Origin of the sequence: Bacteroides mediterraneensis (assembly GCF_016900355.1) — a bacterium.
Classification (GTDB): domain Bacteria; phylum Bacteroidota; class Bacteroidia; order Bacteroidales; family Bacteroidaceae; genus Phocaeicola.
On record NZ_JACJKA010000007.1, the window covers coordinates 43568 to 68027 of the forward strand.

The window sequence follows — 24460 nt, forward strand, 5'->3', positions numbered from 1 at the left end:
AATTACTTACTATTTAAAAGTTAAGATTCAAACCAAAGGAAATGGTACGTAAGTTCGGTGTTACCAAGGCACTATTAGAAGTGATTTCCGGATCCAGCTGGTAACGATGCATGTTATCAATACTAAACAAGTTATAAGCATTTACATAGAAACGCAAACGGTTCAGACGCATCTTGTTGGTAACAGCCTTCGGCAAAGTGTAACCTAATTCCAATGTACGGAGTTTCAGATACCATACCTTCTTTACCCAGAAGTCGCTACGACGTGTAAAACTTACATTGGCACCAGCATAACGGGTAGCAGGGAATTCTCCGGCAACCCAGTCAGAAGTCGGATCCGTCGGGTCTACACGATGCCAGCTGTCAGTCAACAAATATTCGGTAGAGTTACCATCCCCTTGGAATGGATAAGCTACTTCCCAACACATTTCGTAAGACTGTCCGGCAGCTCCATTCCAGTCCATCTGCAAGTCGAACCCTTTCCATTCAAATGAAGAATTCAAACTGAAGTTCATATAAGGAAGTTCTCCGGCACCATACGCAATCGGACGTTCATCCAGTTCGTTGATGACACCATCACCATTTTGGTCTTTATAAATAAAGTCTCCTGGCAACATGGTAGAGTTACCTTCTCCATCATTATCTACTGGATAATTCTGAATCTGTTCGTAGTTCTCAAAACGACCGGCAATTTCATAACCCCAGAAGGTAGAAGCCCAACGGTTTTCAGTTGAATTACGGTATTCATCCCAGCTTGAACCGAAACGTGGCTTGTAAGATTCACCCATCATGCGGCGAGCCAATGTGAAGTTACCGCCGATAGAATATCTGAAATCATTTACCTGATCTCTCCAGTTGATACCGAATTCCAGTCCTTTATGATAATCTGAGTTCAGGTTTTCATTGGAAAGGTCGAAACCGACTTCCACAGGAACCAATACATCGTAACGCATGGCAGGAAGACCGGTACGCTTACGTTGGAACAATTCGAATGTACCGCTCAAACGGTCATCAAAGAAACCAAAATCCAAACCTACATTCACCAAGGTAGATTTAATCCAGCTCAGGTTGGTAACAGGTACTCCACGATATTCCACTCTTGAAACCGCAGTTCCGTTCAACACTGCGCCGTCTGCCGTATTACCATACGTGTAGCCATCCAAGAATGCATAAGGAGTTACAATATCAGCACTATTATATTGGTCATCTCCCATCTGTCCCCATGATGCTCTGATTTTCAAGTTAGACAGTTTGGTCACCTCTCTCACATTTTCCATGAAAGACTCTTCAGAAAGTCTCCAACCAGCCGATACAGAAGGGAAGAATCCCCAACGATGTCCTTCCGCAAACAGGTAAGAACCGTCATAACGTCCACTAAATTCAGCAAAATACTTACTGCGGTAATCATAAGCTGCACGGAATACCAAACCTGCACGACGAGACATCGTCACTGTATTGTCCAATGACTGCATATTGCTGATACCGTTAGTCACAGCAATATAATTATTGGAAGGCAGTGTGTTGTACTGGGTCCAGTCGCCATCCTTTTCAAAAGTTTCGATACCCAATACGCCAGATACATGATGTGAATTGTTGAAAGTATGATCATAGTTCAACTGAGCCTGGAAGGTCTTTTCCTGACGTTGCTCTTTAATACGACGACGCCATGGATTCAAGTTTCCAGCCACTGCCGTGTAAGTATCTGTCGCTTCATCATAACGATATACATCATAGGTATATTCAAACTGTTCCTGATCATTCTGAGCAATCCAGTAGTTATAAGCCACACGTGCCTTCAAACCTTCCAATGGAGTCTGCCATTCTGCATAAGCATTAACCGTTCCGGATTTCCATACATCATCTGTATAACCTGTGATGTCTTCATCAAAAATAGCTGCACCCGTAGCATTGTTACGAGTTTCGTTCACATAATTGGGATTATCGTTGGCATACGCATGCTGTGTCGGCCAGTTCTGGAACATAGCATAATACGGCTGCCAGTAGTCATCCAATCCCGGCACACCGACATTATGACGGGCTTCGATACGTCCACTCACACGTACACCCACCTTAAACTTAGGAGTAATATTGGCTTCCACATTACTCTGGATATTTGTACGTTGGAAGTTAAAGCCATTGATCATGGCATCCTGGTCTGTATGTGAAATACCTACGTGATAATTGATTGCTTCAGAACCTCCGTCAATGCTTACATTGCCATACCACATGGGCGCATTCTCATTGACAATGAAATCCTGCCAGTCGAAGCTTGAATATTTTCCCTGACCCTGCCGCCAAAGATTCAATTCGTCCATCGTACGTGCGGTAGAACCATACGTGTTCAAATCAGCCTGCATACGTCCTTCATAGAAAGTAGCGGCATCTGCCACTTCCGGATAACGCATGAAGTTCTGCATGCCATAATAGAAGTTAGCAGATACAGAACTCTTCTCATTTCTTCTTCCGGATTTGGTCGTAACCAATACAACACCATTCGCAGCCCGCAAACCATAAATGGCAGCCGAAGCATCTTTCAAGACAGTAATACTTTCAATATCGTTCACGTCAATATTGTTGAACTGTCCTTCCTCACATTGAATTCCATCAATGACATACAACGGAGTACCCATGTTACGAATCTGAATAGAAGCACTGGCACCTGGACGTCCATCCGCCTGACGGGCAGAAATACCTGGAGCTTTACCCACCAAGGCACCTGCCGTAGTCGGAGTGGTAGTTTTCACCAGTTCCTCAGATTTCACGGCGGTAATCGCACCGGTCAACGACCCCTTTTTCTGTGTACCATAACCTACAACTACCACCTCATCCAATGTTTCGGTGTCTTCTTTCATCTCTACTACCAAATCGGAAGAAGTGACCACCACATCTTTAGAAGTAAAACCAATGTAACTGAATTGAAGGGTTTCCCCCTTAGAGACCGTAAGAATGAAATTACCATCAAAATCGGTAATCGTACCATTGGTTGTCCCCTTTACAACGACATTCACACCAATGAGTGGCTCCTGTTTTGAGTCGACAACCTTACCTTTTACTTGCATCGTTTGGGCAAATGTTACCGAACAAAAAACAAACAGCAAGAGCCAAATCAAACTGAAAGTCCGATAAATTGAACTAATCATTGTCTTGTTGTCCATAAATACTACATTTTAAAGTTAATAATAAGGTCTATTAATTCAATACGCGACAAAATTAGTTCCTTTATCCTAAAAAAGCGTAAAAAACCGATTGGAAACAGGAGGACAAAACCCAACAAAGAGGAGGATAAAAGGACACCCCTTGTACCCTCCTACCACAATTGAATCAGAATCTGCAACAATACATCCTTATTGTATAATATGGACTAACTCTCCAATATACTACTCGGCGTTACATTAAAATGCTTCGTAAAGCAACGAGTAAAGTATTTCGGATCATTAAACCCTACCTCATAAGCTATCTCCGAAATGTTCATCGCACGGCTCACTTTGTTCTTTAGCAACAATTCATGAGCTAAATTCAAACGATAATTACGGATAAACTGACCGGAGGATTGCCCCGTCAGGCTCTGCATTTTTTTGTTCAACAAACTCTTGCTGATTCCTACTGCCTCGATGAAATCGCTGACTTCAAAATCAGGGTTCTTGTAGTTTTCTTTTACGACCGCCATGACTTTGTTTAAAAATTTCTTATCTCCGGAATTTTCTTCAATCTCCAACGAATCCATGTTCATGTCAATCGAGAATTTCTGCTGGAAACGCTTCCGGTTCTCCAGAATATTGGCAATACGAGTCAACAACATGTTTTCATCAAAAGGTTTCAACAGAAAGGCATCGACTCCCATCTTATAACTTTCCAAACGAGCCTCATCGGAGGTTTTAGCTGTCAGCATCAGGAAGGGGATGTGTGAAATCGCAAAATTACTCTTCACCCTGCGAGACAATTCCATTCCGTCCATCACGGGCATCATCAAGTCGCTGATAATAAAATCCACGTTACTGGTACGCAATATCGCCAAAGCTTCTTCACCCTGTGAGGCTTCTAAGACATTATAATATTCTACCAAGATAGAACGTATGTAATCACGCATATCTTTATTGTCTTCCACTACTAATATGGTCATTTTCCCATTCCGTGGAATATCCACTACCACATCCTCCTTATCAGCTTCTGAATCCAGTTGAGCTTTAGACTCACCATATAGGGCTGGCAAAAGAATACGGAAAGAAACTCCTTTCACCGGATTGTTCTTGGCATAGATTGTTCCATGCAACAACCCAATCAATTCCCGACACAAATAAAGACCGATTCCCGTTCCGCTCTGACCGCTCACCGATTCCTGACTCTGATTATCCGACTGATAGAACTGTGAAAAGATACGTTCCATATCCTGTTCTGGAATACCTTTGCCCGTATCACGGACACTGATAAACAATTTTCTCTCGGTTTCGGGACCTACTACGCCCACATAAACCCCGATGTATCCTTCTTTCGGAGTAAATTTTAAAGCATTGCTGACAAGATTGGTCATAATCTTGCGCATCACATCCTCATCGAACATCAGGAACGGATCCGGCAGATGAAGGTACAACTGAAACCCAATGCCACGGCTTGCAGCATAATCGGCAAAAGGAGGCACCAGTTCACACATAAAAGCTTTCAGATTCCCATAATTCATCGCTATTTTGATATGCCCTTCTTCCACTTTCCGGAAATCCATCAGCTGATTAACCAAGGAAAGCAAGTACTTGGAGTTCCGTTCCACCAAATGCAGCTGCTCAATAACCTGCGGATTACAACTCAGTTTTAAAGCTCGCTCAATCGGTCCTATAATTAAGGTAAGCGGCGTGCGGAATTCATGAGTAATATTGGTAAAAAATGCCAACTTATCAATGGTCAGTTCTTCTACCTTGCGCGACATCTCCAAAATCTGATTCTTTTGTGCCGTTATTTTTTCATTCTGGTCTTTCAACAAATTGTTTTGTTCAGAAAGTTCCTCCGTCTGATTGGAAAGTAATTTTTTCTGTTCTTCCAGTTTTGCTGTACGCTCTTCCACCATCTGATGCAACAAATCTTGCTGGTGTTTCATCGCTTTATAACGCCATAACAGCAAACGGTATCCTCCAAACAGTAAAAGGAACAATACGGAAACCAAAAACCAAGGAGTTTTATAAAAATACGGACGGACTACTATGGACAACTCTTCCGTCTGTTCCAGCCAATGTTTTCCATCGGGCGCATAACGAAGCTGGAAAGTATATTCTCCCGGATAAAGATTGGTATAAGTCGCACTGTTCCGATTAGCTGGTACCGTCACCCATTCCTCATCGAAACCCTTTAACCGATAGGAATACTGCGCCTGTGACCCCAAGGCGTAATCCAGCGCAGAAAAATCAATGGAAAGCGATTTGTCTCGCTCATGCATGATAATTTTTCCTTCTTGCGGAAATACTTCCTGTCCAAACACTTTACAATGGGTAAACGCCAGAGGGAAAGTATGTACATGTCCCGCCTCAAGCATCGGATGTATCTCTGTCAGTCCTTTCTGACTACCAAAGAACAAGTGTTCCTTATCAAACGACAACGCATCGGCATTCCAATAAAACAAATCTGAGACCAAACCGTCAATCTGACTATAATTACGGAAAGATTCTTCTTTTACATTGAAACACGACAAACCGTTGTCGGTAGATACCCAGATATTACCATACCAGTCTTCCAAAATACCTCGCACACTGTTGCTCACCAAACCATCATTCTTTGTAAAGGCTATGAACTGATAATCTGCCCCCTTTTTCAATGCCTTATAAAAACCGTTTCCATTGCTGCCCAGCCAGATTGTTCCATCTTTCGACTGGAAAATAGAAGTGATGCGTTCTTTCTTCCCCGATGCAGGTTCATCCAGTTTACATATATATTTTTTATATTGCAATTGCCCCTTTCCATAGGCAACAAGATCTATGCGTAACAGGCCGAAAGGAGATGATACCCACAATTCTTTCTCCCGAGTGATGCACATGCCCAGTGCGTTTTGATTGATAAGATCTTTTTTCTCGTTCAAAAAAGGTTCCACAATACCGCCGTCGGCCGGATTATATACATACAGATTTCCCATCGTCCCAATCCATACTAACTGATTGATGGAATCGAATGCCAGACTCGATATAAAAGCCTCCTTTAATGGCAGAGGAACATAACGTTTTGGAGCTGAAGGCCGACGGTCTATCCATCCCAATCCTCCTCCCCAAGTACCGATATACAAACGGTCTTTGTCATCCAAAGCCAATACACTTACCGTATTGTGCCCCAGATAAGCAGGAGCATCAGTGGTATAATGCAAAAAGCGGTCACTTCCTTTCAGGCGACAATTCAAACCTCCTTCCACCGTACCCACCCATAATGTATGGTATTCATCTTCCACAATTGCATTGACCGGATTCTGAGAAAGAGTTCCCGGCTTGTTTGGCTCATAATAATAATTGACAACAGACAAACGAGAAGGAAACATCTTGTCCAACCCTCCAATTTCTGTACCAATCCACACTATATCATTCTCCTCATCTGTATACAAAGAGTTGATAAAGTTACAAGAAAGGCCATGCATACCCATCACCTCAGTGGCCTGAATACGAGTAAAATCAGAAGTTGACGCATTGAAAATATTCAAACCCATTAAGGTACCGATAATAATCTGATTATCGCGCGTGGAAGTGATTGCCGTCACATAATTCTGTGACAAAGACTTGGGATTTTTTGGATCATACAAGTAATGGGAGCTCATGTCTGTTGTCAGATCATAACAAAACAAACCGTTGCTTGTGCCAATCCAAACCTTATTCTGACAATGATAAATACAGAAGACTGCATCACGCGATGAAATTTTCAAGGAAACAGAAACCGGTTGCGGCTCTTGTCCCCCTTCCATCCCTTCATTTATCCGACAAAGCTTTCCTTTATGAAAAAACCATATATATCCATCTACTTCCGCCAGCACACAACCACGCTCATTCAAGGACGTTTCTGACACAAGAATGACCTTCTTAACGGTACCTGTAGAATTAAATATTACCTTGTATATCTGTCCACGGCTACAAATCCACAAGTTTCCGGCCTTGCTGGTTAACAAGAAACTGGCAGGCTGCTTCATCAATTCCGTCATCTGCTGCGACTGTAAAGATTCTGCCGACAACAGTTGCAGATTTTCTGTCGAAAGCAATTCGATACCGGCTTCTCCCGCCATCCAGATACGATGAAAAGCATCTTCCGCCAGTTTTTCTACAAAGTTACTTTTCAATACTCTTTTTTCATCGGTTGCATTCGTATGGAAAGTCACAAATTCATGCCCGTCATAACGAGCGACTCCTCCTCCGTATGTAGTCACCCACAAATAACCGTCGCTCGATTTAATAATATCATCTACAAAATTATACGGTAAACCTTCGTTCATCGTAATAGAAACAAACGAAAAACGGCTCGAGGTTTGAACAGCATAAAGCCATACTGCAGGATAACACAGGCAGCAAATCAGCCACAGGCAAAAGAGTACACTTCTTTTTCTCATGAGATTTTTTTCACTTTGCAAACAAAGATAAGCCCTTTTCATAACCTATTTCTGAAAAAAGCGATAAAAATCTGCCCAAAACACAAATATCCACCTAATAGAAAAAATTATCCACCTCTTGAAAACGAATTGGACCTAATTTTATATCTAAAAAACAAACAGACAGATATTTTGCTGTTTTTCTATAAAAGATTCTCAGTTTTTATGTAAGTTTGTATCACATTAATTTAACTATAAAACCATGAACAAACACTTAGCTTTTATCTCTGCGCTTGCACTCAGCGCAGGCATCAGCCTGCAAGCGCAAAACGCCAATCAAATGGTGATTCAAGCCAACAAAATTGGGGCAGAAATACAACCGACCATGTATGGGCATTTCTTCGAAGACATCAACTACGGAGCAGACGGCGGTCTGTATGCAGAACTGATCAAAAACCGTTCGTTTGAGTTCCCGCAACACCTGATGGGATGGGACATCTTCGGAAACGTTACCCTTCAAGACGATGGACCGTTTGAAAAGAACCCACATTACGTACGTCTCGGAGCCCCCAGCCATCCGCACAAACGGACCGGTATTGAAAATGAAGGTTTCTTCGGCATTGGTATCAAAGCTAACGAAAAATACCGCTTTACCGTATGGGCCAGAGGAGAAAACCAGAAAATACAGGTGGAACTGATTGACAATGCGTCCATGGGAGAATCGCAGGTCATCACTTCACAAGACGTCAACATCAACTCCAAAGACTGGAAAAAATATGAAGTCATCCTGACTCCTACCCAGACACAAGCCAAAGCTCATTTGAGAATTTTCTTAGCTTCCCCGGGTACAGTCGACCTGGAACATGTATCTCTCTTCCCGGTAGATACATGGAAAGGACGTGAAAACGGACTGCGGAAAGACCTTGTACAGGCATTGGCCGACACCAAACCGGGCATCTTCCGTTTCCCGGGAGGATGTATTGTAGAAGGCACTGAAATCACTGACCGTTACAACTGGAAAAACTCTGTAGGACCGGTGGAAAACCGTCCGCTCAACAGTAACCGCTGGGAGTATACCTTCCCCTACCGTTTCTTCCCGGACTACTTCCAGAGCTACGGCATGGGATTCTATGAACTATTCCTGCTGGCTGAAGACATGGGAGCCGAACCGCTTCCGGTGCTGAACTGTGGATTGGCTTGCCAGTACCAGAACGATGACCCGAAAGCACACGTTCCCGTAGACCAACTGGACAGCTACATCCAGGATGCACTTGACCTGGTTGAGTTCGCCAACGGCGACACCAACACCAAATGGGGAAAACTTCGCGCCGATATGGGTCATCCGGCTCCGTTCAACCTGAAATTCATAGCCATTGGTAACGAACAGTGGGGACCGGAATATCCGGAACGACTGAAACACTTTGTAGAAGCTCTGCGCAAAGCACATCCGGAAATCAAAATTATCGGTTCATCTGGTCCGCAGTCTGAAGGAAAAGATTTCGACTACTTGTGGCCGGAAATGAAAAAACTGAAAGTGGACTTGGTAGACGAACATTTCTACCGTCCTGAAGACTGGTTCCTGAAATCAGGCAACCGTTACGACAACTACGACCGGAAAGGTCCGAAAGTATTTGCCGGAGAATATGCCTGCCACGGAAAAGGCAAGAAATGGAACCACTTCCACGCTTCTCTGCTCGAAGCTGCGTTCCTGACAGGAGTAGAAAGAAATGCCGATGTGGTACACATGGCTACCTACGCTCCGCTGTTGGCTCACGTAGAAGGATGGCAGTGGCGTCCGGACTTAATTTGGTTCGACAATCTGCGCTCTGTACGCACTTGCAGTTGGTATGTACAGTCACTTTACGGACACAACAAGGGTACCAACGTAGTGCCTCTGACGATGGACAAGAAACCGGTCAGCGGACAAGAAGGTCAGAACGGATTGTTTGCCAGTGCCGTTTGGGATGAACCCACTCAGACTTACATCGTAAAAGTGGCCAACACCTCCGACAAGGCTCAGCCTCTCACACTGGAATTCAAAGGATTGAAGAAATCTGTCACTTTGGGCGACGGAAAATGTATTACCCTGCATACAGAAAATCCGGATGCAGAGAATACACTCGACAATCCGAACCTGATTACGCCTCAGGAAAGTACCTTATCTATCGAAGGAAATACGCTCAATACCGAAATAGGTGCCATGACATTTGCCGTCTACAAATTCAAGAAAGAAAGTAAATAAGTCATCGGTTTATTGCCAAAAAGGTGCGTCTGGATTGCCCGGACGCACTTTTTTTTTCGCTTTAATAATACATACACAACCTATATCCTAAATACAATAAACAAGTACATGCCACCAGTATCATGGTCAGTGTCACCTTCAGGGCTTTCTGACGCTCCTTTAAACTTAGTTCCATACCAAAGTCCTCCATTTATTCTGTAACAAATATCGTGAAAATATATTACAAAATCATGTAAACAAAGTGACTTTTGTGTGAAAATGTTTTTCGGATTCCATTCCGTCCACTTTCCTTAACAAATCTTTCAAACAAATGGAAAATTTGAAATTATGTTATAAAGCACGTCTCCTATCCTTATTCCTTTGCAGATTTCCGGAAAGTCCTTACCTTTGCACCGTGTTTTTCATAGTATTAGATTTAAGGTTAACAAAGGGTTGGAGTTCAGCGGAACTCCTTTTTTTATGTCCGTATGTGAACAAAAAAAAATTCCGGACCTGAGCATCCGTTTTGCTCAAGCCCGGAATTTCTATTTTCCGTCAAAGGCAATTTTTACATCGGGACGATGGTGAATCCCCAACGGTATTCCTTGTTGGCCGGAATCAGGTACTGAGGATCTGGGATAGAGCCCCAGCTGTCAAAACCACCGACTCCCATCTGACGCATATCCAGACAGACTTCCACAAAATCACGCGGAGTAATATCGTTGATATGAGTCTGACGCGGCTTGATATCCTTGGCCGTATTGATGTCGTGCTTCAGTTCTTCGGCATCCCGGTTATTCCACTGGTAATCGCGGTTCGTAGCTTCTTCACCGTCAAAATCTTCTACAGAGTTGCGGAGAGAATTAAATTCCAACGTACTGTCGGCATATACCGTCAATCCCTTGCCGTTTTTCTTCTTCAAGGTCAGCCAGCGGGTATCAGTATGATGTCCGTTTTCCTGCGGACGTACATACGGATAATACATCTGTTCAGCCGTGCTCCGGTATTCATCTACCAGCGTACCGTTGTTGCGGTCACAGTAGTTCTCTTCCGGTCCACGTCCGAAATATGTCACCTGCTCCATGTCGGCCGGCAAGCGGAAACGTACTCCGATGCGCGGTACTACCAATTTGGAACTTTCCTTGCGGCGTGCTTCGTTACCCGGTGTAAAGGTCGCCATCAGAGTAGCTTCCGAAGCCTCAGTCTGAGTGGCCTGCATTTCAGTAGAAGTAAAGATGTAATCAGCCTTCACCACTCCCGACGGATGGATGCGGTAGGTAGCAATATAGAGATTACCTGCCGCCAGCAGATAGCTCACCTTCAACACGGCATCTTTTCCGTCCATGGCAAGTGAAGCATCCACCACGTTGAAATTCTTGCTCGACTGTTTCCAGATTTGCAGACGCTTCGGCATCTGGCTTCCGTAGTCGTTGTCGTTCGGTCCGCGCCAGAAGTTAGGCTGTAAGCCGAATCCGTCGTGGAAATATTCGGTTCCTTTTACTTTATACGAAGTCACCAGACCCGTCGATTTGTCGAACACAAACGAAATACGTGACGATTGTACCGTCAACAGGTTGCCGTTTTCACTGCATTGCAAAGCCGGACCTTGTACGGCGAACGAACGGTCGAGTGCCTCTACCGGCAGACGGAACTGTTCATGCGCAATTTCATAACCAGCCGGAATCAGCGGTTCCGGTTCCAAAGTAGTCACCGAGAAGTTCACAAAATATTCTGTACCGGCCTTGGCTTTCAATCCGCCGACGTTTACCGTCAGTTCTTTCTTGGCCTGAGGTGCTACGTCCAGCGATACTTTTCCACGACGTACCACCTTGTTGTTTTCTTTCACCTCATACGCAATCTGATATTTCTTCAGGTTAGTGAAATAGAAACGGTTGAGTACATTGAATTTACCGTTCGCCAGGTCTGTAGCCTCAAAAGCCACATTCTGGTGCGCATATTTCACTTCACTCATCGCCGGATGAGGATTGCGGTCCGGATTCACGATACCGTTACAGCAGAAGTTACCGTCGCTCGGCATGTTGGTGCCGAAGTCACCTCCGTAAGCCCAATAGTCTCTTCCGTTCTCATCCTTTACCAAAATACCCTGGTCTACCCAGTCCCAGATATAACCACCTTGCAGGTTCGGATAGCTGTAAATCGCTTTCCACTGGTCCCACAAGCCTCCGGTAGAGTTACCCATGGCATGCGCATATTCCGACGGCACCACCGGACGGTCACTGCCCTGACGGCCGATACTTTCCAGCCAAGATGCACTAGGATATTGAGGTACATACATATCTGAGTTCCATTCCCACTGCGCACGTTCGTAGTTCACCGGACGGTCCATCAGTCCCTTGTCAGCCTGTTTCACCCACAAGTAAGCCTCATAGAAGTTATATCCGTTACCGGCTTCATTACCCAATGACCAGAACGTCACAGAAGGATAGTTCTTGTTGCGTTCAAACATATTCTGTACACGATACAAATGCGGTTTCAGCCATTCCGGGTTGTTTCCCAACGTACCACCCTTGCTCAGGCTGTAATACATACCGTGGCTCTCGATGTTGGCCTCATCGTAAATGTACAGACCGTATTCATCGCACAGTTCATAGAAACGGCGGTCCTGCGGATAATGGCACAGACGCACCGTGTTGATATTGTTGCGCTTCATCAGTTCCAGGTCCTTGCGCATCAGTTCCTCGCTCACGTAATGTCCCGTCAGCGGGTTGTGCTCGTGCATGTTCACCCCTTTCAGCTTCAACGGCTGTCCGTTGATGAACAACACGTGGTAATTCTTGCCATTGGCTCCCTTCTGGTCGATTTCCTTGATTTCGATGCGGCGGAAACCTACGTGATACGGAATGACCTCGGTCACCTTACCGTTTTCCGTCACCGTCATCAACAGTTTATACAGGTTCGGAGTTTCTGAGGTCCAAGTCTGTACTTCCGGCAGTTCCTTGCTGAAAGACACTGTGCCTTCTTTTCCCGGCAACACCTCAGAAGCCTGCTCACCACTGGCCACCACCTTGCCCTTGCTGTCCAGCAGTTCATAGCTTACACTCAGCCCGGCCGTCTGTGTGCGATGGTTCTTCAGTTCCATGTCCAGGCGGAAGATACCGTTGGTATAAGAATCATCCAAAGTAGACGTGATGCGGAAATCCTGTACCGAAGCCTTCGGCTGTGAATAAAGGAACACATCGCGTTCGATACCGCTGATACGCCAGAAGTCCTGACATTCCAGATATGACCCCGTGCTCCAACGGAAAATCTTCAAGGTCAGCACGTTGTCCCCGTCCTTCAGGTAGTCATTGATTAAATATTCTGCCGGATTCTTGGAATCCTCATTATAGCCCACCTCTTTGCCGTTCAGGTACACATAACAGCCCGATTTGGCTCCGGCAATGTGCAGATAAATATCGCGTCCTTTCCATTCCGAAGGTACCGTAATGTCGCGGCGGTACACACCTACCGGATTTTTCTCCGGCAACAACGGAGGCTGCGGATTACGCGGCTGAAACTCATAACCATGGTTGGTATAAATGGCCGTACCGAAGCCCTGCACTTCCCAGTTACCCGGCACCTTGATGTCGTGCCATCCATTGGTACTGGTCTCCGGCGAAGTGATATCGGCCGGAAGATTCAAGTAAGAATCCGTGTAATAAAATTTCCACGTTCCATTCAACAGCTCATAATAAGGGCTGTTTTCATACTTCCCGGTCAAAGCCTGTGCTTTGTCCGCATAGGTCATAAACGCCGATCTCGGTGCTTCCCGGTTGACCGATACAGTCTGAATATCTTTCCAATAAGGTAAAGATGCATTTTCTGCATACGCCTGCTGAGGAGTTCCACTGATTGTCAGTGCTCCCGTCAGCGTACAGCAAAAAGTCTTCATTGCAAGAGTGAGGTTCCTTTTCATCTGTCCTTTTTAAGGTTAATAATTTTCTGGCCACAAGTTAGGAAGAATATTTTATATTCATCCTAACTTTCCTCATAAAATTTATTTTCCATATCAAGATAGATATAAATAACTTACTCAAAAAAACTTCTTAAATGCATACAAATATATTATCTTATAGAATCAGCCCAAACAACACATTCATCCTGCAAACTTCTTTGTTTTGAAACCGTTCTTACTTGAATCTTATTTTCTCCCATTTCCAATTTTACATTTTTCCATTTTACAGTTGCATATTGATCAGGGGATGCCTTTCCTATAATCATTCCATTAACTAGCAACTCCACCTCACCAACATTAGTAAAAACCGTTATATCTTGTACTAGATTAGTACGATTACGACAACGTTTCTCTGCAATATAAAGCATTGGCTCTGGATTCCAATTAGCTTTATAAAAATAAAATGCATCTTTTTTTATCTTACGATCAAATGTCACTAATCCTTTATCATTAATTCCTATACGATCCCCCTCATGACGGTGGGCAGCTCCAAAATCAAACATATTCCAAACAAAACTTCCCCATACAAAAGGGCGTTCATTAATAATCTTCCAATTCTCCATGTGATAATAAGTCTGCCAATTTTCAGGATGCCAGAAACTAACAGGAATAGGACGACATAAGGAATCTTGTTGATGATAAATACTCGCTCCAGCCCCGTATTCACTAATCCCTATACATAAATCTGGATATGTGGAATGAGTTTCATCTAAAAATTCTGCCAGATTCTCAGGGGTACTATTATACCAGCCATCATAACGATTCCAGGCTATACAATCCGTTAGAAAATTTAAACTACCACTTTGATTACTAGCTGCTGTTGTGGGACGTGAAGAATCCTCAGAATGAGCGAGAATATTTAACTCTCTAATATACTCAACAGGATTATCCCCTTGCTCTGTTAATTCATTGAACAACCCCCAGAAACAAATAGAAGGATGATTGTAATTTTGACGAATCAATTCCCGCAATTGCTGTTTACCATTCTCACGGAAGTCTAAAGAATTAACAAATCCTTTATCTTCATATCCCCCCGGTCCTACAAATGGAATTTCAGCCCACGTAATAATACCAGACCTATCCATCAAATCATATATATCTTCAGATTGTTGATAATGTGCTAGACGAACAGCATTTACTCCCATTTCAAGCATAATATGCATATCTTCCTCATGATGTTCACTATGCAAAGCGTTACCTAGTTCTGGGCGATCCTGATGCCGGCAAACTCCATGCAGTTTTAAATATTCACCATTTAAAAAGAACCCTTTATTAGGATCTATTCCAAAATAACGTATACCTAATGGTTGAACAACTTTATCCAATAACAGTCCATCCGCCCACAAAGTAGTTTCTGTTTGATACATAAAAGGATCTTTTTTCCCGTTCCACAAATGAGGACTCCCTATTTTTACTGGAAAAACGACCTTTTCTTCTTTTCCTTCTTCAAGATTTATCTGTCGTTCATATTGAGATGTAATATTTAGACCATCTTTTACCTCAAACCGAACCATTACATTACATTTCTTTAGACGGTTTGACAACAAAATCGTAGCTAAAATTATAGCTTCATCATTAGTTACTTTCTGCTGAGTTAAATATACTCCAGGAGAGGCATAATCCTGTAAAGAAATGCAAACAGATTCCGTTACAATTAATTCTACTCCACGATAAATTCCCCCATACATATTAAAATCACCCACCAAAGGCATTACATCCAATCGCTCAGCATTACTTACCCTCACTAATAACTTATTATCTTTCCCATAATTAACCTTATCTGTAATTTCAAAAACAAAAGCACTATATCCTCCTTTATGTTCCCCCAAGTACTTCCCATTAACAAATACATTGGCTATAGTATTTACCCCCTCAAAACGCAAAAAAAGTCTTTTACCTTTCCACCGAGAATCGATATATAGTGTACGCTCATAATTTCCTATACCACGCTTATAATCCAATTTACCCGATAAAGCATCTTGAGCATTCCATGTATGAGGAATCGTAACCCTTATTCCTGCATCTTTTTCCACTTGATGGGAAAACCTGAATATCCAATTATCATTTAAGGACTTACAAATGCGCTGGGAATATCCCCATAAAGCACAATAAGAGAATATGATTAATAAAATGTATCTTAAATTCATATTATTATTTATTTAAAATGCGTTTTTTCTTCTGTAAAAAAGATGACATATTCTTCACTACATTTTTATATGAAGGATCATCTGCCCTATTTTTATTTTCTTCTACATCGACTTGATGATCAAACAACATACGGCTACCTTTTTCCCATTCTGCATAATTATACCTCCAATCGACTGCATTATCTCCTCCTTCCCACTGAATGTATACTTTATCTTTGATCTCTTTTTTTAGATCTTTTAAAATAGGGACAAAACTCATACCGTCTAATTGTTCTGGAAAAGGAAGATTACAGAGTTCACACAAAGTGGGATAAATATCAACAAATTCCACTAAAGACTTCGTCTTCCCTTTTTGCATTCCTGGCACACGAACTATTAAAGGTACATGTGTAGACATGTTCATCAGATTATGCTTTCCTAGAAATCCATGTTCCCCTAAATGCCATCCATGATCTCCTAACAAAATGACAATCGTATTTTTTGACAGATCAAGTTCATCTAATGCATTAAGGACTTTTCCTATTTGTGCATCAACATAGCTTAAACACGCATAATAACCATGTTTTGCCTCTTTAATAAAATAAATATCATCCGGAGATGTAGTACGGGCATAAGCATAAATTTCCTGGGAATTTTTTACTTCTTCAGGGAGGCCTTCTGGACGAAAGCGATTTTCTGCCACAGGTATTTTCTCCCTATCATATAAATCCCAGTATTTTTTAGGAGCATTAAAAGGAAGATGAGGCTTCCAAAAGCCACATGCAAGAAAGAAAGGTTTTCCTTTCTCTTTCAGTCGCTTTAAATCAGCAATCGCCTTTTCTGCTAACTTTCCATCATCATAAGCTGTGTCCGGGACTTCTGCCCACTCACAAAAAGGACCACGCATTGTCTTAGGATTAATCGTACGAGCCGAAGCGCTATTCATCCATAGTTCCCATTTATTATATTCTGCCCAATATACATCATATCCATCAGGATGTGTCCGATACGGAGGCTCACTCCAAGAATCTGCATGATCCTCAATATGATGAAAAACTTTTCCATCAGAAATAGTATAATAGCTATGAGAAGAAAACCAACCAGATAAAGGAATCGCTTCTGGACAATCTTTACTAGCCATAGCTGAAAAACTAACAAAACGTTCTGGATAATGAGGATAAACCCCTGTTAATAAACTGGCACGAGAAGCACCGCTAACAGGAACGTTACAATATGCATTTTGAAATAAAACGCCTGTTGATGCAAATTGATCAATATTAGGTGTCTTCACTGCTTCCACTCCGTAACACCCTAATTCAGGACGCATATCATCTGCCATTAAGAATAATACATTCATTTTCTCTGTCTGCTTTGCCGCAGACAGAGAAAATGAAGTAAAAAAAGGAAGCGTTGATATTAATAATGAAAAAGCTCTCATATTCAAAATTTTTATTATTCCCAGCCGGGATTTTGACCAAGATTAGGATTCAATGCTTTCTGATTTAATGGAATAGGACGCAAATAATACTTATCAAGCCAACCTAAAGGCTTCTCAAAGAAATACACATAACCATCTGCATTTAATAAAAGTTTATTTCCATACTCTGCAGGATTAGAGATATATACTCCTAACGGTTGTTTATCTACATAATGTCCTTTTTTCCAACGACGCAAATCATCAAAGCGAAAACCTTCTCCCATTAATTCAACACGTCTTTCACGTCGAATCTCCCATAAAACAGGATCAACGTCCGCATCACGAGCCGGATCAAAAGCTTCATTTATCTGAGCGACCTCCATGTGGGCTACGTGTACACGATCCCTCAATCTATTAATAGTCAAATCAGCTATATCTTGATTAAATTCATTCAACTCCCACTTAGCCTCTGCATAATTCAGCAGTACCTCGCCTAAACGAAATAATGGCGCATCCGTTGTATTTACCCCATTAGCATTACTACAATCTGTATGGGTATTATAATATTTCCACATCCAAAAACCCATTTGACTTGCATTCCACGCAATACTCCAATTGTAATCTACAAAATGGGGCTGTCCCTGATTATAAAAACCCTTAAAGTTCGATGTAGGTAAACGATGATACGTTTCTCCTGATAAGTTCTTCATCAAATCTATAAATTTTCTTTCATCAGGATTTTCTGTATAACTCCATCCTGTAGAACTAGCTGCTGCTCCTGATAACTTCACTTTATAAGGAGGACACACCGTATAATACAATCTTTCGTCACGATCTGTAAATTGTTTATAAATATTCTGATCCCCTCCATAATTACTCAGATGATTATTTACAGGATAACCGTTCTTACATAAATAACTATCTACAGCATCTTTAGTCATTTCAATTTTCGACTCTCCAGTTCTTACCATACGGGTTAAACCATGTCCTAATTGAGCTGTTGCATAAGCTTTATATAAAATAATACCTGACACACCATTTAAATCTTCAGAGTTAAAAAGTTCATCATATTTAGGATGTAAATCCTTAAACTTTGTCATAATTTTCTCAGAAGCTTCAGCACTAGCTTTCAAATACGTCTCCGCATCATTCAAGCCATGATACTTTCTCCATGTTCCTTCAAACAATCCAAAACGAGATATTAGAGCTTGAACAACAGATGTATTAATTGTATTATCTCCATCACCTACTTCTTTAATATGTTCTTCTGCATACTGTAAATTTGACAATATATTTTTTGCTACCAAATCTCTAGAATCTCTTGAAGCATACAATTCTTCACTACTCTCTGTTAAAACATGCTCTACCCATGGAATATCCCCAAACAAAGACATCATCTGAAAATATTTATAAGCACGAAAAAAATACCCAACACTTCTCCAATGTTCTTTATCTGTATCAGACATTTCAGCATCATCCAGATTATCCAACATCAAATTTACTTTACGAATATATTCATAATCCCAATCACTGTCAGTAGCATTTACTTTTGCCTTCTGATAAGCATACTGCCCTTCATTCCCTTTGACGGCACGAATCATATTATCAGCTTCATACTCTCCTTTAAAGAAACTCATATCTTGACCATTTCCATATCCGGTAAAAATCTCATATAACCCCCAAGAATACATCTTAAAATTATCATACGAGGTAAAAGTTGTATGCTCTGTTTGACGATCTTTAGGATTTACATCCAAGAAACCATCATTTAAGCAACTTGTCATATATAGACACAATCCCAATCCTAATATATATGTTTTCATAATAAGCTATTATAAAGTTAAGTTGATACCAAATGAATATTGACGCATATAAGGATAAGTAAATCCTCGTGACCCTAAGTCATCAGTGACTATACGTTCTGGATCAAGTCCTTTCGGCAAATGATCAAAAGTAAATAAATTTTCACCACTAAAGAATATCTGTAAATTTTTTACTCCCCACGAAGTCAGCCATTTCTTAGGTAACGAATACGACAACGTAATATTACGAATAGTAAGATAAGCTCCATTCTGCAAATAACGAGTTTGAGTCATGGTATTTGCTGTTGTATTCCCTTTAGCTGATTGATACAAACGAGGGAAATAACTATTAGTACGCTCTGGAGTCCAATAATCCAACTGTGAATCATAAATTGTACTAAATTCCTCATATTGCGGATAAAACAGTTCATTCATAATCCACATATCACGTTTTCCTACTCCTTGCAGAATAAATGATAACGAGAATCCTTTCCATCCTGCACCTCCACGAATACCATATTGATAACGACGCGTGCTATTCCCTATAATACGTGTATCACCTGGGTTCACTCCTGTATTTGTACCATTATCAATAATTCCATCGTTATTATGATCTACATACAATATATCTCCAGGATTTGGATTGTAACCTTTCACTTTGGGAATTCCTGGCTTTAGATTTCCTTCTACATCAAAATCATCTTCTGTATACAAACGATCTGTATCATACCCCCATATTTCACCTAGCTCCATACCTTCACGATAATACAATTTACCATCTGCATCTTTACCCAATAACTGAGAAGCATTATCATATTTCATGATTTTAGTACGTGCATCATATAAATTAAAGCCTAAATAATAATTTACATTTCCAATTCGATCATTCCAATCTATTGAAACTTCCCATCCCTTAGAGCGTAAATCTGCAGTATTTTGCATAGGAGCCTTAGTTCCTAAAACACCAGGCAATTCCATACCAGGTGCGAGCATTCCTTTAGTATCACGACGATACCAATCAAACACCAAATTTAATCGATTATTAAATAAACCGAGGTCAAATCCAAAATCTAGTGTACTCACCTTTTCCCAAGTAAAGTTATTACTAACCAAAGCAGGTGGTTTTAAAGCCGTAGGTTTACTTCCATTTACAACCCAATTCGGTCGAAAAGCTTCCATAGCTGGAACAAATTGGTAAGGGTCTATGCTTTGATTACCAATATTACCCCATGACACTCTAAGTTTCAGATTGGATAAAAATGAATCACTCCAGTCCATAAAATGTTCTTCACTCACACGCCATCCTGCAGAGACAGAAGGGAAAAAACCGAAACGGCTCTTACCAGGGAATTTAGAAGATCCATCGTATCGCCCGTTAGTTTCAAATAAATATCTACCATCAAAAGAATAATTCAAGCGATAGAATAGTCCACGTACCTTATACTCAGAAAAAGACTCACTATTTTCATAATCTCCTGTTCCTTGAGACAAAGAGGGAAGATTATCATTAATCATGTCCCATCGAGCACTTATAATCTCATGAAACATATAACTTTCTTGATTAAACCCAGCCATAGCGCTAAAATCATGTTTCCCGATAGTTTTACTATAGCTTCCATAAAGATTCAAAGCCATATAATCTGTGGTACCTGAAATAACCTTATACATAGAGTTTGCCACCGAAGTCTCTTGATTAAAATTACTATTTCCATTGGCATACTCATATTTTTTATCATATTGGCTACTTTGAGAGTTTTTCCTATTATATGTATATTCACCGATAATCTTCAAATCTTTAAAAGGAGTTACTGTAATTTTTCCAAAAACACGCAAATTATCCCTATTATTCTCTTTAGGAGATCCTAATACAATCTGATTATGAGGAGTATTGATTGGTAAAGTAGTTCCATCCTCCATTTGTACATCTCCCAAAGGGAAATAAGAAGGGAAAGCTACCGCAGCTCCCCAAATACCATATGATGCAGCAGAATACGGGAGTGAAGAATGTACTTTTGTATACTTAAGATCCAATTCCGGTGTAATCCATGAATAAACATCAGAGCGAATATAAGAAGAAACATTATAACGATTATAAGCATCATTATCCGTGACTAATACTCCATCTTGCTTTACCATACCAGCCGACATCCGATAAGAAAGTTTCTTTGTACCACCACTTACAGACAAATTATGAGTCTGTTGAAAACCTGTTTCCAGCATATCGTCAAATAAATCTGTTTCTTGAAGTTGATAACGCAGACCATCTATCGTTGCATAACCTTCAGGATAATTTTGGGGATTATGGGCATAATCATCCAATAAGCCAAGCCAAGTATCTACATTTTCTCCAGTCCGATAGTTTACCCATCCCATATCTTTATAAGCCTGAACTGTCTGCATTGGACTAGCCTTATGAGGCATATTAGCCGGGCGACTAAATGAAAAATTATTAGAATAATTTACCGAAACACTACTGTCCGTATTTCCTTTTTTCGTTGTAACCAAAATAACTCCGAAAGCAGCACGGGCTCCATAAATAGCAGAAGCTGCCGCATCCTTCAATACCGTTACTGATTCAATATCTTCCGGATTCAGCATATTAATATCCATCTCAACATTATCCACCAACACTAACGGGTTTCCACCATTAATACTATTGGTTCCACGAATATTAAAACTCATTTCTGATCCTGGTTGCCCTGAAGTCCCTGTTACCTGAAGCCCCGGCATTGCCCCCAATAAGGCATCACTAACAGAAGTAATAGGACGATCTCCTAATATTTCATCCATCTTGACACTACTAACAGCTCCAGTTAAATTTGCTTTTTTCTGTACTCCATATCCTACCACTACAACCTCTTCCAAAGTTTGTGTATCTTCTTTTAAGACAATAGATAAAGGCTGACTTCCATCTGATTTTACTGTCTGACTCTGGTAGCCAATATATGAAATTTCAAGAACAGAAGAGGAAACCTCCAACACAAAATTCCCATCAAAATCTGAGATAGTACCATTAGATGTGCCTTTCTCCTTAATTGTAGCCCCAATAATCGGTTCTCCTGAAACATCCACCACACGACCGCTAATTTTCTGTTTACGCTGCACAGGACTCGTTGTTTCCGTATCAGTAGAAAGGATTATTTTTTTATCCATAACAACATATTTTACTCCCGTTCCCTTAAAAACATCGTCCAAAATAGCAAACAGTTCCTCTCCATTATCTGGAACTGCCACTTGGCGATTCAAATCGATATGGGCATTATTATAAAAGAAATCAAAGTCTGATTGAGATTCTATTTGTTCCAAGACCTCTTTCACAGTCATATTCTTTGCGGTTAAGTCAATCATCACACGCTGACCATAACTTTCTGACGCATGCAATATTCCAATAGGAATAAACATTCCACACAATAGCAGATTAGTTACAGAGGAAATTTTCCTCCAAAAGATTTTGTTATTCTCCATAATTTAAGGTTTTAAGTAAAAATTTTATCAATAAAGCTCTATTTGATTCTTTATGCCATATGTATCTGTATAATGCCAATGTATATTCGATGAAACATGAAAATATTCCATTATTTGTTCTAAACGCTGATTGGTAAACGTTCCCGTAAAAGAATATTGATAAAAAACTGGGTTCTTTATGACAAACTCCACATTATAATGTTTTTCAAGTAGATGCAATGCATCCTTCAAAGGAGTATTATTAAATATTATCTTATCATCTTTCCAAGCAATTTCAGACACTCCGTCCGTTTTATAGAATTCAATACTTTCACATGCGCGATGATAAACGACCTTCTGTCCAGGAAACATCTCAACGGAGTATGGTCGATTTCCTTTCTGATAAGAAAATAAGACCTTACCTTCAAGCAAGGTTGTTATTACTTCTTCCGTCTTATCAATTGTCTCCAAATTAAATTTTGTTCCAAGCACTTCTATTTTAGCTTGTTGAGGAGTAGTAATAACAAAACGATGAGAAGGATCTTTTGCCACTTCAAAATAAGCCTCCCCCATCAATTCAACGTCACGTGTATTTCCTGTAAACTCTGACGGATACCGTAAAACAGAACCCGAATTTAAATATACCAAAGTACTATCTGGCAAATATGTTTTAGCCGTCATACCTGAGGTCGTACGAATTTCTAAAATCTGAGCTACAGAAGAATCTACATTCTGCTGATTTATATATAAAAGATATGCCCCTATCAATAAAGGAAAGAATAATACTGCAGCAACACGTTGCATCCATAATACCCAATCTCTTTTTCCCTTTTTTTTATTATCACAACCGTCAAGAGATTTTTTCATACGCATCCAAGCCATATCTACTCTTTTATCATTAACAAGATGAGTATCTGCTGCTAGAATTAAAGTATACATTTTACGAACAATCTGAAAATTTTCCTCTGATTCACTCATCCAATTCTCCACATAACATTTTTCATTTTCACTAATATTACCTTCACAATAACGGATGATTAATTCCTCTATATCAATTTTATTATCTTTCATTTGAATTTTCTTTTTATTTAAAAGACAACTCCCAACCTAGAAATCCTAAACTCCCTTGGAATAGTTTAACATACATTAACCCTGCGATATTTTTATAAAAAGAAAAACAAAAAAACATATCAAAACTAAGATTTTCATATACCTTTGTAGATATGAGAATCTTAGACCAAGATATCTATTTGCTAGGTCGTCTACAACAAAATGACTTAACAGCTTTTGAATGCATTTTCAGAAAATATTATCCAATATTATGTACATATGGTACACGTTTCGTGCCAATCGAAGATGCAGAAGAAATCGCTGGTGATACTCTATTATGGTTATGGGAACATAGACAAGCTCTTAATATTCAAAGTTCTTTAGGAGGATATCTTCTCAAAAGTGTCTATCACAAGGCTATAAATCAAATCAAAGAAAATGAAATAAAAAACGCAGCTGATATCAAATTTTTTGAAGCAACGCAACAATTAATGGAAGAAGAAAATTTTTATCGTTTTCAAGAATTATCACAACGATTAAAAGAGGCTATCAATGCACTTCCTCCATCTTACCGAGAGGCTTTTATTATGCATCGTTTCCAAGGAAAAAGCTATAAGGATATTGCTGACATACTTAATGTTTCTCCCAAAACTATAGACTATAGAATTCAACAGGCTTTAAAATTATTACGAAAAGACCTACAAGAATATTTACCCTTTTTATGTATTGTTATTCCTCATTTCCTTACTCAATACAAACATATATTATAACAACTAGAAATGTCAAATATCAATATAAAACAGACATAAAAAGGCACCTCCAGTAAATAGTGTAGAATTAACTACCTAATTCATACATAGCAAGTTATGAATCAGTTGTTTTTTATATCTTTAAATATTTCACATAAAT

Annotated in this window: 10 protein-coding genes; 2 read left to right on the plus strand and 8 right to left on the minus strand. The window is 40.4% G+C overall.

The features are described from left to right. Positions 1-13 precede the first annotated feature (13 nt). Both H6A28_RS05660 and H6A28_RS05665 read right to left on the minus strand, forming a co-directional pair. Complete coding sequence (locus tag H6A28_RS05660) at positions 14-3154, minus strand: SusC/RagA family TonB-linked outer membrane protein (protein ID WP_204479287.1); 3141 nt, start codon at positions 3152-3154, stop codon at positions 14-16. A 206-nt stretch (positions 3155-3360) separates the two neighbouring features. Continuing rightward, positions 3361-7557, minus strand: a complete 4197-nt coding sequence (locus H6A28_RS05665; RefSeq protein WP_204476118.1) for a hybrid sensor histidine kinase/response regulator transcription factor — start codon at positions 7555-7557, stop codon at positions 3361-3363. 241 nt (positions 7558-7798) lie between these two features. Here H6A28_RS05665 and H6A28_RS05670 point away from each other — a divergent pair, with 241 nt between their 5' ends. After that, positions 7799-9778 carry an alpha-L-arabinofuranosidase C-terminal domain-containing protein gene (locus H6A28_RS05670; RefSeq protein ID WP_204479289.1) on the plus strand — a complete coding sequence of 660 codons (1980 nt, stop codon included), beginning with the start codon at positions 7799-7801 and terminating at the stop codon, positions 9776-9778. A 547-nt stretch (positions 9779-10325) separates the two neighbouring features. Here the strand turns inward: H6A28_RS05670 and H6A28_RS05675 are convergent. From H6A28_RS05675 to H6A28_RS05700, 6 genes are all read right to left on the minus strand, one after another. After that, complete coding sequence (locus H6A28_RS05675) at positions 10326-13673, minus strand: glycoside hydrolase family 2 TIM barrel-domain containing protein (protein WP_204479290.1); 3348 nt, start codon at positions 13671-13673, stop codon at positions 10326-10328. A gap of 149 nt (positions 13674-13822) precedes the next feature. Next, on the minus strand, positions 13823-15859 hold the full coding sequence (gene lacZ4, locus H6A28_RS05680) for a beta-glucuronidase LacZ4 (protein ID WP_204476121.1): 2037 nt from the start codon (positions 15857-15859) through the stop codon (positions 13823-13825). A gap of 4 nt (positions 15860-15863) precedes the next feature. Continuing rightward, complete coding sequence (locus H6A28_RS05685) at positions 15864-17276, minus strand: sulfatase (RefSeq protein WP_430622435.1); 1413 nt, start codon at positions 17274-17276, stop codon at positions 15864-15866. Between the two features lie 14 nt (positions 17277-17290). Next, positions 17291-19078, minus strand: coding sequence for a RagB/SusD family nutrient uptake outer membrane protein (locus tag H6A28_RS05690; RefSeq protein WP_204476122.1), 1788 nt, complete (start codon positions 19076-19078; stop codon positions 17291-17293). A gap of 9 nt (positions 19079-19087) precedes the next feature. Further along, positions 19088-22522 (minus strand): TonB-dependent receptor, encoded by a 3435-nt coding sequence (locus H6A28_RS05695; protein ID WP_430641266.1) that lies wholly within the window; start codon positions 22520-22522, stop codon positions 19088-19090. 27 nt (positions 22523-22549) lie between these two features. Continuing rightward, positions 22550-23572 carry a FecR family protein gene (locus tag H6A28_RS05700; protein ID WP_204476123.1) on the minus strand — a complete coding sequence of 341 codons (1023 nt, stop codon included), beginning with the start codon at positions 23570-23572 and terminating at the stop codon, positions 22550-22552. A 152-nt stretch (positions 23573-23724) separates the two neighbouring features. Here H6A28_RS05700 and H6A28_RS05705 point away from each other — a divergent pair, with 152 nt between their 5' ends. Then, positions 23725-24321 carry an RNA polymerase sigma-70 factor gene (locus H6A28_RS05705; RefSeq protein WP_204476124.1) on the plus strand — a complete coding sequence of 199 codons (597 nt, stop codon included), beginning with the start codon at positions 23725-23727 and terminating at the stop codon, positions 24319-24321. Positions 24322-24460 lie beyond the last annotated feature (139 nt).